This window comes from Secundilactobacillus yichangensis, from assembly GCF_016861565.1.
Classification (GTDB): Bacteria; Bacillota; Bacilli; order Lactobacillales; family Lactobacillaceae; genus Secundilactobacillus; species Secundilactobacillus yichangensis.
This window is the reverse complement of record NZ_BOLK01000023.1, coordinates 1-14,665: the sequence shown is the minus strand read 5'-3', so window position 1 is coordinate 14,665 and position 14,665 is coordinate 1. Positions and strand designations below refer to the sequence as shown.

General features: G+C 44.4%; 15 protein-coding genes. 3 read left to right on the top strand and 12 right to left on the bottom strand.

The genetic code is table 11. The features are described from left to right. The first annotated feature begins 49 nt into the window (after positions 1–49). The gene (locus tag JUE95_RS12030; RefSeq protein ID WP_203652028.1) at positions 50–898 is read left to right on the top strand and encodes an aldo/keto reductase; all 849 of its coding nucleotides are present in this window, start codon (positions 50–52) and stop codon (positions 896–898) included. Between the two features lie 208 nt (positions 899–1,106). Here JUE95_RS12030 and JUE95_RS12025 read toward each other — a convergent pair whose 3' ends face one another. Then, positions 1,107–1,961 (bottom strand): SPFH domain-containing protein, encoded by an 855-nt coding sequence (locus JUE95_RS12025; protein ID WP_203652019.1) that lies wholly within the window; start codon positions 1,959–1,961, stop codon positions 1,107–1,109. A 771-nt stretch (positions 1,962–2,732) separates the two neighbouring features. Next, positions 2,733–3,491, bottom strand: coding sequence for an enoyl-ACP reductase FabI (fabI, locus tag JUE95_RS12020; RefSeq protein ID WP_203652017.1), 759 nt, complete (start codon positions 3,489–3,491; stop codon positions 2,733–2,735). 188 nt (positions 3,492–3,679) lie between these two features. Between fabI and JUE95_RS12015 the strand changes: the two genes are divergently transcribed. Continuing rightward, positions 3,680–4,321, top strand: a complete 642-nt coding sequence (locus tag JUE95_RS12015; RefSeq protein WP_203652015.1) for an SDR family oxidoreductase — start codon at positions 3,680–3,682, stop codon at positions 4,319–4,321. Positions 4,322–4,566: 245 nt separating this feature from the next. Here JUE95_RS12015 and JUE95_RS12010 read toward each other — a convergent pair whose 3' ends face one another. The 10 genes from JUE95_RS12010 to JUE95_RS11965 form a co-directional block, all read right to left on the bottom strand. After that, on the bottom strand, positions 4,567–5,676 hold the full coding sequence (locus tag JUE95_RS12010) for a VanZ family protein (protein ID WP_203652013.1): 1,110 nt from the start codon (positions 5,674–5,676) through the stop codon (positions 4,567–4,569). Between the two features lie 137 nt (positions 5,677–5,813). Beyond that, the gene (locus JUE95_RS12005) at positions 5,814–7,112 is read right to left on the bottom strand and encodes a pyrimidine-nucleoside phosphorylase (protein ID WP_203652012.1); all 1,299 of its coding nucleotides are present in this window, start codon (positions 7,110–7,112) and stop codon (positions 5,814–5,816) included. Positions 7,113–7,221: 109 nt separating this feature from the next. Beyond that, a complete protein-coding gene (gene deoD / locus JUE95_RS12000; RefSeq protein ID WP_203652011.1) occupies positions 7,222–7,929 on the bottom strand; it encodes a purine-nucleoside phosphorylase in 708 nt (235 codons plus the stop codon). Between the two features lie 12 nt (positions 7,930–7,941). Next, positions 7,942–9,132 (bottom strand): phosphopentomutase, encoded by a 1,191-nt coding sequence (locus JUE95_RS11995; RefSeq protein WP_203652010.1) that lies wholly within the window; start codon positions 9,130–9,132, stop codon positions 7,942–7,944. A gap of 12 nt (positions 9,133–9,144) precedes the next feature. Next, positions 9,145–9,795, bottom strand: coding sequence for a deoxyribose-phosphate aldolase (gene deoC / locus JUE95_RS11990; RefSeq protein WP_203652009.1), 651 nt, complete (start codon positions 9,793–9,795; stop codon positions 9,145–9,147). 386 nt (positions 9,796–10,181) lie between these two features. After that, a complete protein-coding gene (locus JUE95_RS11985) occupies positions 10,182–10,730 on the bottom strand; it encodes a TetR/AcrR family transcriptional regulator (RefSeq protein WP_203652008.1) in 549 nt (182 codons plus the stop codon). Positions 10,731–10,828: 98 nt separating this feature from the next. Then, a complete protein-coding gene (locus tag JUE95_RS11980; RefSeq protein WP_203652006.1) occupies positions 10,829–12,052 on the bottom strand; it encodes an MFS transporter in 1,224 nt (407 codons plus the stop codon). A 96-nt stretch (positions 12,053–12,148) separates the two neighbouring features. Further along, entirely contained in the window at positions 12,149–12,937 is a 789-nt protein-coding gene (locus JUE95_RS11975) for a DUF975 family protein (RefSeq protein ID WP_235995492.1), read from the bottom strand. A gap of 127 nt (positions 12,938–13,064) precedes the next feature. Then, entirely contained in the window at positions 13,065–13,391 is a 327-nt protein-coding gene (locus JUE95_RS11970; RefSeq protein WP_203652004.1) for an AzlD domain-containing protein, read from the bottom strand. Continuing rightward, on the bottom strand, positions 13,378–14,085 hold the full coding sequence (locus tag JUE95_RS11965) for an AzlC family ABC transporter permease (protein WP_203652002.1): 708 nt from the start codon (positions 14,083–14,085) through the stop codon (positions 13,378–13,380). The genes JUE95_RS11970 and JUE95_RS11965 overlap by 14 nt, the downstream gene beginning before the upstream one ends. Positions 14,086–14,471: 386 nt before the next feature. Here JUE95_RS11965 and JUE95_RS11960 point away from each other — a divergent pair. Then, positions 14,472–14,665, top strand: a 194-nt coding sequence (locus JUE95_RS11960; protein WP_235995490.1) for a helix-turn-helix domain-containing protein, incomplete at its 3' end; no start/stop codon positions are given.

The window sequence follows — 14,665 nt, the reverse complement described above, 5'->3', positions numbered from 1 at the left end:
CTACAATAGATATTGAACGTATGATTTCTAATCACAAGGAGACGATTTGATGCAAACAGTCACCATTGCAGGCAACCAAGTTCCAGCAATCGGAATGGGTACTTGGCACATGGGCGATGACCCAACACTACAAAAACAGGAAATTGAAGCAATTCATGCAGGTCTAGACGCTGGTGCAAGAGTAATCGACACGGCCGAAATGTACGGTTCCGGCCGTTCCGAAACGTTAGTTGGTAAAGCCATTAAAGGTGTCCCCCGCGACCAGCTGTATCTAATTTCAAAGGTACTGCCCACCAATGCATCTAAAGAGCGCATGGAGCGCAGTTTGGATGCCAGTTTAAAACGGCTGGGTGTCAACGAAGTGGATCTCTATCTCTACCATTGGCGCGGTACCACCCCGCTTTCTGAAACGGTAGCTGAGTTGCAGCGGCTGACTGAAGCTGGCAAGACTAGGGCTTGGGGGATCTCAAACTTTGACGTTGCTGATCTCGAGGAACTTTGGCAGTTGCCAGATGGTCCGAAAGCTGCAGCAAACGAAGATTTATTTAATCTCGGCAGCCGTGGTGTGGAATACAGTCTCTTGGGCTGGCAGGCTGAACATCATTTACCGTTTATTGCTTACAGTCCTGTGGGAGCTCCAGATCAATTGAACTCAGATCTGGACAGTAACCCAAACGTCCTGAAAGTCGCAAAGCGGCACAACGCCTCGGTTTATCAAATTCTGTTAGCTTGGGTTGTTTCCCACCAGCAAGTTTTAGCGATTCCGCAAAGCAGTAATGCTGAACATACCAGGGAAAACGTGCTAGCTGGTAATATTCAACTGACCGCAGAAGATCACAAGTTATTGGACGAAGCCTACCCCGCACCAACTGAAAAATTACCGCTGGATGTGCTGTAATTTAAGAAATGTCAATCCATAATTTAAAACAATAATGCCTATTCCGGCAGATCTTGTCGGAATAGGCATTGTTTGTGTTAAATGGCCGAAATCTGTGTATTGGCACACGCTTAGACCACATTAGCGTGTTTGAACAAAAATACAATCATAACGAATTTTAGCTTAAAAGTGATTGAAATACTGACCAATATAGACTTATGGCAAAGGCTTATTTCGTCTCATTGGTACTAATGACAGGCTGAGTCCCACGTTCTGAAATAATCGTGACCATCACGTTGTTGATCAATTGCAGCTTCCGGTCATCGGTAAGCTTAAGATCAGTATCCTCTTCCAGCTTAGCAATAGCATCTTCAGTAATTGAAACAGCCCCATCCACAATGATCTTTCGAGCCGATAAAATAGCTGAAGATTGCTGACGCTGCAGCATCGCACTGGCAATTTCTGTCGCGTAAGCCAAGTGGGTTAACCGTGTTTCTATTACCTTTACACCGGCAACCTCTAACCGTGATTGAAGTTCCTTGGTTAACTTATCCGAAACTTCAGTTGGGTTGCTGCGCAGTGTGAGCGTTTCCTGATCGTTGAAGGCATCATACGGAAATTCAGAAGCCACGTGACGAATAGCTGACTCACTTTGAATCTCAACAAATTGTTCATAATCATCAACTTCAAATAAGGCTTTACTAGTATCAACGACTTTAAACACGATCACCGCCGCGATTTCAACGGGATTACCGCGAGAATCGTTAACCTTCAGCAGGTTACTATTGAAGTTACGTACCCGTAATGAAACGGTCTGCTTATTGGTTAATGGTACCGTCATAAATAAACCAGACGTCCGAATTGTGCCAATGTATCGGCCAAAGAAGGTCAAAGCTTTGGCTTCATTTGGTGCAATAATGGTTAGAGAACTGCCCCCAATCAACGCGATTAAAATCAAAATAACACCGAAAACCATCCCAAGAGTCGTCTGCTGAACCAACAGCCAGCCCCCACCTAACACCAGTAAAATAGCAATAATGAGTCCGAGATACCCGTTAACATGAAAAACATCCTTTTCAGTCATGGTGATCTTCCTCCAATCTATTGCTTTCATTATACGTCACTTTATCCCGTTTAAAAAATATGGCGGTTTGGAGTGTAAATTCTTTGTTTTTTTTAATAATAGATTATAATTTTGTTAGAGTTAACGTATTGAGTACTGCTCCCCCTACCCTTCAACTTAAAAGTTGCGCAGTGACTCCCGCTTAGTACGCTGGCTCACCTACTCACTTAGGAATTGAGTAGTTACTCGTCTGGCGAAATCTCTCCATTTCGCTGGATTTTTTTAGGTGTAAAAATCAGCGCTTAGATAGCGAAACATAAGGCTCCATAACCGAATTTCCCGAACTTGGAAATTGGGTTATGGAGCCTTATGTGCAGCTGTCTGCTGATTTTTACACGTTTCAGCTAGATAATATTAACGAACAGTAAAATATACCTCTTTTTGTCAGCATTCACTTAAATTTCCCGAACTTGGAAATTGGGTTGAGGGGTTTACATGCAGCTGTCTGCTGATTTGAGCAAGTTTCGGCTAGATAATATTAACGAACAGTAAAATATACCTCTTTTTGTCAGCATTCACTTAAATTTCCCGAACTTGGAAATTGGGTTGAGAGGCCTTTACATGCAGCTGTCTGCTGATTTGAGCAAGTTTCGGCTAGATAACGGCAACGAACGGTAGCCAATATTGCTTTTCCCAAAAAGCCACCAGTCCGAACTTGGAAATTGGGTTATGGAGCCTTATGTGCAGCTGTCTGCTGATTTTTACACGTTTCAGCTAGATAATATTAACGCACTAAATCAAATGCGTCCCCTTATCCACGTAAACCGTGTCCCCAACGAGACCGGTACTTAAATCACTCAGCAAGAAAGCTGCGGTATTGCCAACTTCTTGAATCGTCACTCCGACACCATTAACGGCACGTTCATTGGACAAGTTAATTAATTTACTATAATCCTTAACTCCGGTAACTGCCAGCGTCTTAACCGCGCCAGCAGAAATGGCGTTGACCCGAATATTTTGACTGGCTAAATCCCGGGCAAGGTAGCGAACTGCTGCCTCCAAACCGGCCTTTGCGATTCCCATAATATTATAGTTAGGAATGGCCCGTTCGGAACCCATGTAAGTCAGTGTTACAATTGATCCGCCTTCGTTCATGATCTTGCGGCCGTACTTGGCCACCGAGATCAGCGAGTAAACACTAATGCTTTGCGCTTTATTAAAGCTTTCCAAGCTGGCATCAGTCGTTTCCCCTTGTAAATCTTCAGGATCAGCGTAGGCAATCGCGTGAATGATGCCATCAATGTTACCCACCCGTTCGTGGATCGTCTTAAACGTACTTTCAACGTTTTTCGGGTCGCTGACGTCGCAGGCAACTTTCGTCACCCCTTCATCGATGAACCGGTTCAAGCTCTTGAGCATCCGGTCATTTTGATACGTTAAAATAATTTCCGCGCCCTGTGCTTCCAGTGCCTGAAAACAGCCGTAAGCTAAACTGCGCTTGTTAGCAACCCCCATAATCACAATCTTTTTACCCGTTAAAATGCCACTCATGGTAAGACCTCTTTTACTAGAATTTTCAAAAATAAATAATGCCATTAACTACTTTGACTATAATACTCATTTTACCTTACATAGATGTCCAAAAACAAGTGGCGGACAGCACCCCTAAATCTGTCCGTTAAATTTTATTTTCAGCCGCTTATAATTGGACTTGTAAATCAGATAGGAGTGGATGAACAATGACAAAAGTATTAATTTTAGGTGCTAATGGTAAAATCGCAAAATTAGCCGAGGAACAGTTATTGACGCAAACGGATCACCAGCTGACCCTGTTCCTGCGTCATGCAAACCGTCTAAGCGTCTCGGACGCGTCTCGCGAAACCGTCGTTGAAGGTGATGCCACAAATCAAGCTAGTCTAGAAAAGGCCATGAAAGGTCAAGACATCGTGTACGCCAACCTTGGCAACCACGATATTGAAGCTCAGGCCAAAACGGTGGTTGCGGCAATGAAAGCCACTGGTCTAAAACGTTTAATCTGGATCTCAACACTGGGTATCTACGATGAAGTGCCTGGCAAGTATGGTCAGTGGAACCATCAAATGCTGGACGGCGGCTACCTGGAAACCTATACCGCAGCCGCTAAAGTCATCGAAGCTTCCGGTTTGGACTACACTTTAATTCGTCCAGCTTGGCTGTCTAACAAGGATATCGTGAGCTACGAAACCACTCAAAAGGGCGAACCATTCAAAGGGACTGAGGTTTCCCGTAAGAGTATTGCCGACTTCGTTGTCTCGTTGATCAACGATCCAAGTACTGAAATCGGTCACTCAGTTGGTGTTGACCAGCCGGGAACTGATGGGGATAAACCATCATTCTACTAAAATAGAAACGATATTAAAATAGGAGGAACTGTGCCATATGTCTATATTGGTAAGTATTTCAATCAATTCTTAATCCAAATTAGTTGTGGCTGTACTTCGGTTTTATCCGGTTATATAGTCTAATTGCGTTCCAAAACTCAGATTCCGGCCATTTAACGCAAATAATGCCTATTCCGCAAAAATCGCGGAATAGGCATTATTCACGTTAAATTCTGGAATCTACCGAGTTTTGTCACAGCTTGTGTCTAATGATAATCTGAAATCAACTTGGTTTTACTCCAGCGTTCAAATAATAACGCATGTTGCGGCCGAAAAGCATCGATCATCATATCCAAACCCAGCACCCCAATAATTAAAACCAACAGCAGTACCATTACGATACTGCCATACATATAAAGCTGACTGTTGGTGTTCACGAACGCCAACCCGCCACCAATAAGAATCGGCAATAAGAATAAACTATAACCTGCTAACCAGCGCTGACAAAGATGCTTAACAGTGGCCTTTTGACCGCTGCTGCCCACCACTTTCAAGTGAACCAAGCGCATGCCTAAGGTCTTTCGCCAAATGAGCTGCGGCAGCAAAACCGCTATCACTAAACTCACCAGTGCAACCGGCTGGCTTAAAGTCTTCACGTTTCCAAGCAGCCCGTTACCAACCACAGACAAAATAGAAAAACTGATCCAATCGGCCACAAACGCCGTAGCATGCCGGAACACCGACACTTGGCGGGATTGAATCCGGAGTTTCTCTTTGATGTGCTGCGAAGTTGGTAAAAGGGGCAAAACAATTCTGGTTAGACCGAACCCAAGGAGTCCGCCCGTCGTATTCAATAGCAGATCATCCACGTCAAATAAGCGATACGACCGCGGGTAAATCCCGTAATCGCCACTTAACTGTGTCAGCTCAAAGAACAGTGACAAACAAAAAGTCAGCAAAATCGTTTGCAACCAGGACTTATGAAAATAACTTCTCAGGTAAAAGCCAAAGGGCAGCGTTAATACAATATTGAATAGCGGCTGGATCACGGTTGGGGCCCTAACTGCAGCTAACCACGTCTGCGGAGCACCCAGTCGAAACGGGTTTTGATCAATGAACTCCCGAACAAACAGCAACGGTTGCAAGTTATACCGCGGTGTCGTTAATTTTGCCACGGATGCAATACTTGGTAATGGCAAAATAATCAAAAAGTAAGCGCACAGCAGGTAAAACACAAAACTATACAGCATTAAAATAGACCATCGTGAAATCGCCCCAAAACGATGATAATGCCACAGCAAAACTGGAAAAGTGATCAATAAAGCAACCAGCGGAAAAGTCAGTACCGCCATGCGAATATCAAACCAGTAAACCATTAAGACGTCCCCCAAAATAAGTTGTGTTGCTCATAATGTACGACTTAAAGCTTATTGGTGTCAACAATTGTAAACGAGACAATTAAATAACCTGCTTGCCAACAATGGCAGGCAGGTTATTTGTACCGTCACAGCACCTATTTGATGATTTCATGAATCAATTTGATTGGTTCCGCTGCTTCGGCAATCTCAATGTTGTCGTACAGCAGCGACTTAACATTATCGATGTCTTCTCGATTAGCATAAATTGTGAGCAGCGGTTCTCCCTCACTGACGGGGTCACCGACTTTCTTCTTCAGTTCGATACCCACCGCGTAATCCAGTTTATCATCCTTAGTTTGGCGACCGCCACCCAGCAGCATACTGGCAATACCGATTTCATCCGCGGTCATTTTAGCAACTACGCCGCTAGATTTGGCAGGTAAATCAACCTTATATTTCGCCTGCGGCATGATTGTCGGGTCGTCCACTACCCGTTGGTCGCCACCCTGAGCAATGACCATCTGACGGAAGCTTTCCAGCGCCTTACCGTTAGCCACCACTTTTTCAAGCATTTGACGGGCTTCATCCAAGGTCTGAGCCTTCTTGGCTAATACAACCATCTGACTGCCCAGAGTCAGTACTAAATCTGTAATGTCAGCTGGCCCGTGGCCTTTAAGGATATCAATGGTTTCCTGAATCTCTAAAGCATTACCAATCATCCGTCCCAGCGGCTGATTCATGTCAGAAATCAGCGCCATGCAGTCCATACCGGCATTCTTGCCAATAGATACTAAGGCTTTCGCCAGCGCGCGGGCTTGATCTTCCGTCTTCATGAAGGCACCCGAACCGGTCTTAACGTCTAACACCAGCGCATCCGTTCCCGAAGCAATCTTTTTACTCATAATTGAACCGGCAATCAGCGGAATTGAGTCAACGGTATCGGTCACGTCCCGTAAGGCGTAGATCTTCTTGTCAGCTGGTGCAATGTTTCCCGTTGCGCCAACGATGGCTAAATGAATATCTTTAACCTGCTGTTTAAATTGCTGCTCTGACAGCTCAACTTGAAAACCAGGAATAGCTTCCAGTTTATCCAGCGTACCACCGGTATGCCCCAGTCCACGGCCGGAAATCATGGGAATCGGAATACCCAGTGCGGCAATCATTGGTGCTAGTGGCAAACTGGTTTTATCACCAACGCCACCGGTCGAATGCTTATCCACTTTGATTCCCGGAATATCTGATAAATCAAGCTGGTCACCCGACTTCAGCATCTGCATAGCCAGTTCAGCCTGCTCGCCATCTGCCATACCGTTAAAATAAATGGCCATTAGCAAGGCGCTGGTCTGATAATCGGGAATACTGCCATCCACTACGCCATCAACGAAAAATTTAATTTCTTCGTCAGTCAGTGCACCGCCATTTCGCTTATGATCGATCACATCTACCATTCTCATCGTCACGTCCTCCTGACGTATTAGTTCACTTGTTTAAAGTAAAGGGGCGGCAGCCGGAATACTTGATGGTTCCAGCTGCTACCCCCGCTTTATTAGCATTTCACGAATCTTATAATTTAATTGCCGTTTCCAACGCCACCGTCATCATCTCACTGAATGAACTCTGGCGGTCCTCCGCTGACAAGGCTTCACCGGTTGTGAGATTGTCACTCACGGTATTGATTGAAAGCGCCTGAACACCATACTTAGCTGCTAGCATGTACAGCGCTGCCGTTTCCATTTCCGTTCCTAACACGCCATAGTCGATCAGCTGCTGATAATCAATTTCATCGTTGTAAAAGCGGTCTGCACTGAAAATGTTACCGACCTTCACCGAAACACCCGCTTCTTTGGCTGCTTCATAGGCCTTTAACAGCATATCAAAATCGGCAGTCGGCGCGTAGATAACGCCCGCTTTAAACGTGTTTTGAATGATGGCTGAATCGGTACTTGCAGATTCAGCGATTAGAATATCACGAATTTTAACGCTTTCGCCGAAACCGCCGATACTGCCGATTCGCATGAGATGTTTAACACCGAAGAAGCGAATCAGCTCGTTGGTATAGATTGAAATCGACGGGATCCCCATACCAGTTCCCTGAACGGAAACTTTATGTCCTTTATAGGTCCCGGTATAGCCAAAGGCATTTCTCACTGAATTATACTGAACCACATCGTCCAGGAAATTATCCGCAACGTATTTCGCTCGTAATGGATCACCCGGCAGTAATACCGTTTCAGCGATATCACCCATTTTTGCGCCAATGTGTGTACTCATAAAATCGTCCTCCTATTTCAATGAGTTTAAGAATGAAGTACCAACAGTATTACCGCTAACGTTGAAATTATCCAGAATGGTAGCACCAAAATCTGCGTAAGTGCGACGGATCCCCAGTGAACCATTTTGCTTAAACTGAGGTGAATAAACCAGCAGCGGGACGTATTCACGAGTGTGGTCAGTCCCCTTATAACCGGGATCGTTACCATGATCGGCAGTAATCATCAGTAAGTCGCTATCCTGCAGCGTCGCCAACAGGTCACCTAACTGTTCATCAAAGGCCATCAGCGCTTTGCCGTACCCTTCTGGATTACGACGATGGCCGTACATCGCGTCAAAATCAACTAAGTTGGTAAAACTGAAACCGTTGAAGTCCGTTTCCGCGTTCTCTAACGTATGTTTCATGCCGTCATCATTACTAGTGGTGTGCACACCCTCAGTGATTCCTTGACCCGAAAAAATATCGTTGATTTTACCAACTGCTAAAACGTCGAAGCCAGCGTTTTTGAGGCGGTCTAAATCCGTTTCCCCAGTGGGTGCCAAAGTAAAGTCATGCCGATCTGACGTCCGGGTAAAATGATCCTTGTCCGGGCCAACGTAGGGCCGAGCAATAATGCGACCAATGCGATATGGCTTATCAATGGTGATTGAACGGGCAAATTCACAAATCTTATAGAGTTCCTCCAGTGGAATCACGTCAGTATGCGCTGCAATTTGTAACACGGAGTCACCAGAAGTGTAGACAATTAAATCGCCAGTCTTCATCTGTTTTTCCCCGTAATCGTGAATCACATCAGTCCCAGAATAGGGTTTATTGACAATAACGTGACGGCCGCTAAAGTCTTCAATTTGTTTGATTAGTTCAGCTGGGAACCCATTCGGGAAGAAACCAAGGGGTTCAGTAACGGGCAGGCCCATCATTTCCCAATGACCGTCCATACTGTCCTTACCAACCGAAGTCTCGTGCATTTTACCAAAGTAGCCAATGGGATGTTCAGCAACCGCAACGCCTTCGATCGGATTTTCCGGCCGAATGTTCGAAAGCCCCATCTTAGCTAGATTAGGCAGGTTTAACTTGCCCTTATAAAACTCGCCGATGTGGCCAAGCGTATCCGCCCCCACATCATCAAACTTGTTGGCATCGCTTGCTTCACCAATTCCCACTGAATCAATGACGATACCAAAAACTCGTTTAAAAGTCATCCTGAAACCTCCTTAATCTTCCGTTACGATCTTGACGCTGGCGCTGGCACCAATACGGGTTGCACCAGCATCGATCATAGCTTCTGCTTCCGCTTTCGAGTGGACTCCGCCTGACGCTTTTACGCCCAATCGGTCACCCACGGTCTCGCGCATTAACTTAACATCTTCAACTTTTGCACCCGCTGTGGAGAATCCTGTAGATGTTTTCACAAAGTCAGCTCCCGCTTTTTCAGACAGCTGGCAGGCACGCACTTTTTCGTCATGTGTTAACAGTGCCGTCTCAATAATAACCTTAAGTAGTTTATCTTCAGCGTGAACGGCATCCGCTAGTGCTTTAATATCTGCTAAAACGGCATCATCATGACCAGCTTTTAGCTCACCAATATTGATCACCATATCCAGCTCATCAGCGCCATCCTTAATCGCCTGTTTAGCTTCAAAAACCTTGCTTTCAGTCGAAGTAGCCCCTAGCGGGAACCCAATGACAGTACAAGTTTTCACGTCTGAATTTTTTAGAGCAGCCGCGGTATGTTTCACCCAATATGGATTGATACATACTGAAGCAAAGTCATATTTGATGGCTTCCGCAATGACCTTATCGACATCCGCCTCAGTGGCGTCAGCGTTTAAAATAGTGTGGTCGATATACTTGGCTAATTTCATGATAGATACTCCTTTGTCAAATATTATAAGTTTGATTAGTATTCTGTAACCGTTTCCATAATATCATGTCCCCATACTCATGTACACGAATATGCGAAATTATAGTAAACTTTGTACATTTTTTCATTTGTGGTTAAGAAATAATACAAAAAAGACTTTTGTAACATAAGTCTATATCGACAAGGATTTAATTCAATTTCTTGACTCACACACATCCTAAAATTTGCTTTAGTTCATTACTTGAATACAGCCTTAACCTGTTCCACAACTCAGTTTCCGGCCATATAACACCACAAGACGCCATCCCGATAAAGTGCATCGGAATGGCGTCTTGTGGTGTTATATTCTGGAATCTACCGAGTTATGTCACAGCCCCTTACTTTTGATTACGACTGTTTTTGTTGAAACAAATTATTGATCTCACGAACCGCCATTTCCAGCTGCCGATGATTAATTTTTTCCGTAGCAGAAACGACGTACCGCTCCAAGATACCCATCAGCATCCCTTCAATGGCACTGATCATCACGTCTTTATTGCGGGAGCGCTGAATGGTATTGATCACTGGATCATCCTGCATACCGTCAGCAACCCGCCGATGGATCAGTTCCCAAAGGATCTGGTTCAAAATCTCATGAAGGTCGGAGCGGCTTTGACGAGTGGGTGTTAAATTTCGCAGTACTGACCAGTAGTTTTCAACGTACTCAACAAACTGGACTAACAGTGGCTGATCAGGGGACCGTCTCTGAACGGTGTCCTCGATTTCTGCCATCAGTAAGTCCTTTTTGTCGTCAAAGTAGCGGTAGAACGTGCTGCGAGTAATAAGACTCGCAGCTGAAATTTCTGAAACGCTAATCATATCATACGGTTTCTCACTTAAAAGTTCTAAAAAGGCACTTAAAATTTGGCGCCGGGTTCTCTCTTGAGCTTTGCCCATGGTCAATTCTCCAATTCTCTCTTAATATTAATTGCCATTATCAATCAATTCTAGGAGAATTGTACTAATTTCACTGAGGTTATTCAAGCAAAAAGCCCTTAAACATGGGTTTTGCTAACCATTTTATAATCCATTCGGTATGCCCAAATCACAATTCCCAGGTTAATAAGGACCAGACCAGTTGTCATTAAAAAGACGTAACGATAGTCCAAAATACCGGCTACTCCGGAAGCCAGCATTGGTCCAACAACCGAACCAATCGCTTGAGCTGACTGATTGTAACTAAAAATTCGGCTCACCGATTCCTTGGGTGTTGCCAACGTCATGACCGTCTGTGTAATTGGCAGCAAGGCGGCATCCGAGATACCGACTAAGAATCGAAAGACCCCCAAGCTGACAACACTTTGGACGAAGAACATGGGTAAAAACATGACCGCACAAAAAATCAGCCCAGCGATGAGCACCTTCCGCGGTCCGATGTGATCGCCTAACGCGCCTAATCTTGGCGCGGCCATTAAAGTTGCAATTCCTGGCAACGCCGCAATCACCCCACTGGTCATAGCGACGTTACCGTGATTATGCATTAATTCCTTAACAAACAGACTGATAATTGGGTTGATAGAGGTTGTGGCAGCTTGAATCAGCATGGACGAAATAATCATCGCCCAAACTACCCGAACGTGTTTGATGCCGGTAAATGCACTTCGCTGAGCGTATTTGGGATTGTCCAACGGATGAAAATCTTCCTTGACGAAGAAGAGCGTTACAAAGGAAGCTATCAGCATCATCCCGCCAAACATAAAGAACGGTATCCGGTAACCGAATAAGCCGGCAATATACCCACCAATAATTGGTCCGACTAACATACCGCCGACACTACCAGTGGTTAACGTCCCCATAGTTTGACCGCTCTTATGCGTAGGCACCTCACTGGCCATTAACGCATAAGCGTTATTGATGTAACCTGAAAAGGCCCCTTGAATGACCCGCAGAGTAATCAGAACCCAAACACTGGGTGATAACCCCGTTAAGGTCGCCGTGATGGTCATCCCCAGTGCAGCACGCATGAGCATGGGCTTCCGGCCAGTCTTATCGGCTAACTTCCCCCAAAAGGGTGAAACGATTGCTTGGCTTAAAAACGTTCCAGAAAACGCTAAACCAGCATACAGGGTCAATTCCCACTTTGGAAAATGACCCATTTCACTGATAAATAACGGTAAAAACGGCAGGCTCATGCTTGAACCGGCACCAGTAATAAAGTTTCCTAGCCACAGCGCGTACAAGTTTCGCTGCCACTGCGGCATTTTTCCTGCTTTTGACATAGAATCATCCTCAATATGTAGTCTTGACATAATTTCATTTTAGCACTTCACGCAATCAAAAAAGGCGCCTCTGGGGCACCCTCCTTGATCAATTACTTATTGTTCATCATGCGTATCATCATCTGAATGGGACTTAGAATCCGGGTAGAAAGTCTCGGTTGGTGCGGAACCAGAATCCTGCCCGCCGGTACCATGAGTTGTTACCACCGTTGGCCCATCATCCGTGCTTTCAGCACCTTCAGCTGCCAATTTCACATAAAAGTTAGCCAGCGTCTGGTTCATATATGGATAAACCCAGATAATTGGAATAACAATGATGCAGGCTAAACTCCAGCCTATGAAACTCAAGCCAATCACGAAGTACTCCCATTTATGACCATCCATCATTTTCCGGCTCAGAGTGATGGCTTCTAAAAAGCCGATCTTCTTACCCTGATCCAGATAATCACGATAGATAAAGATAGCCTGAGAATAAGCCAAAGACTTAATAATTCCTGGCACAATCAGCAACAAGCTCCAAAGAAAGGTAAAAATACCAACTAAAATAATGAGTGCTAACGAACCCAGAAAATAAGCGCCGCGATTAAAAATTGTAAACGACTTGCTAACGGGTTCGGAAAATTCGCCAACTCCCCGTTGGAGGTCAATCATCACGAAGGAAACACCCACTGACAGCAGTGACGAAACAAGGCTCAGTAAGCTCAGCCAGTCACTTCCTGCAGTATTGTCATGCAAATTAAAAGCAACGCTGCCCAAAAAGCCAGCTATCCCCAAAATATACATTGGTAAAAATAAGAGCAAATAAAAAGTAAAGTGAGTATCTAAAAATCCCCGTGCGTCACTCTTCAGCTTTTGACGCCGACTTGCCATTGTTTCCTCTTCCATCATTCAATACTCCTCTCAAAGTAGTCCCCTGCACCAAATAATACCAACCGTACCGGACACTCTTACGAGAGTATACTAATATTACAGAAATGTGTCAATTTACGAAAAATGAAACAGAGACTTAGCGTTAAAAGGCTAGATTAATAATTGCTAGTGAGATGACGCCCACAATCACGATCACCAGCAGATTTTTGCTGATCATTGCACTAATCAAAGTTGGAATGCTGGCCAGCGCGTTAGGAACATTTAAGCTGGGTAACTGGCCCAGATGCTGAATAAACAGACTTTCCATCCAGAGCGCCGTCATGATGCAAATTGGAACGAAACTGAGAAAGTTAACCACTACTTTTGGCAACTTAAACTGCTTTAACAGGATAAAGGGTATCACACGGGATAACCAAGTCACCAGACCACTGCCTAAAATAACAAATAAGACATAACTACTTAGTGCCATGTTTTAACACCACCCCAAAGCCGCAACCAAGCAACGTCACGATTAATAAAAGTCCGTTTTGCGGGAGCCACTTCATCCCGAAAAACATTAACACAGCAACAAAAAGGGCGACGATGAATTGAACCGTCAGCTTGATGGTTCGATCCGAGATCATCTGCAAATATAGCAGACCGATAAACATGGCTACCAAAGCAAAACTGAAACCATACTTTTCTGGATTATTGATTAAGTTCCCCAACATACCGCCAATTGCAGAAGTAACGCCCCAAACGGTATAAGCAAATAGATTGGCCGTATCCAGCCACCTAAAATTAAGTTTATGGTCCGTGTAGTTAAGCTTGTTCATACTTAACGTAAATGTTTCATCGGTCAGTAACGTTCCCGCCCAAATGTTTTTTACCATACTTTCATGTGATAAATACGGTGCAACCACCGTACTCATTAGGATCATCCGCGCGTTCACCAAAAATACTGACAGCACGATTGAACCAATACCGGCATGTAACGCTAGCAGGCTGACAATCACAAATTCAGCCGAGCCCGCATATGTAATTAATGACATCAAAAAGATTTCTAAAACGCTTAATCCGTTGGCACGAGCTGTGATACCAAAGGCCAGAGCAATCCCAATGTAACCAAAGACCGTGGGCAGTGTCTCCCTTAGAGCTGACCTTGTATCTAAGTCTCCTGTCATTCTCATCATCTCCTCATTTTTTGCTACTCGATTTATTCTACGAGTTCGTATTAACCGTGTCAACAACAGTTTTCACGGGTTTGGTTAAGCTTTAATCCAGCTTTTATTTAGACGCCAAAAATGCGTTATAATGAAATCGTTTACTTATTCAATTAGGAGGAATGAACAGTAACTATTTTGCTGTAAAAAGATACAAATCTTTGTAAAGTGGTGATTCTATAATATTCCGTATTCTGATAAGTCTGGTAAAGATATCACAAGGTTAAAGTTAGGAGGTGAATTTTCCGTATTAGCTAATAGCATATAAGTAGTGATTTATATGAATTTCATTAAAACGCGTTTTGGGATAAAGCCATCCCGTATAATATGAGGGACACCTCACCTTGGTGATTAAATTCAATAAGGCGGCACAACTGATGTTACTCACCTATCAAGTCGAAATTAAGCCGACAGAAAAACAGGCCTGGCAGATTGATTGTCATATTGGCGGCAGTCGTTGGGCTTACAACCTGTTTTTAGATATCAACCGGCAGCGTTATGAATGCGGATATCACTATATGGGCGCTTATGAGTTCAGTAA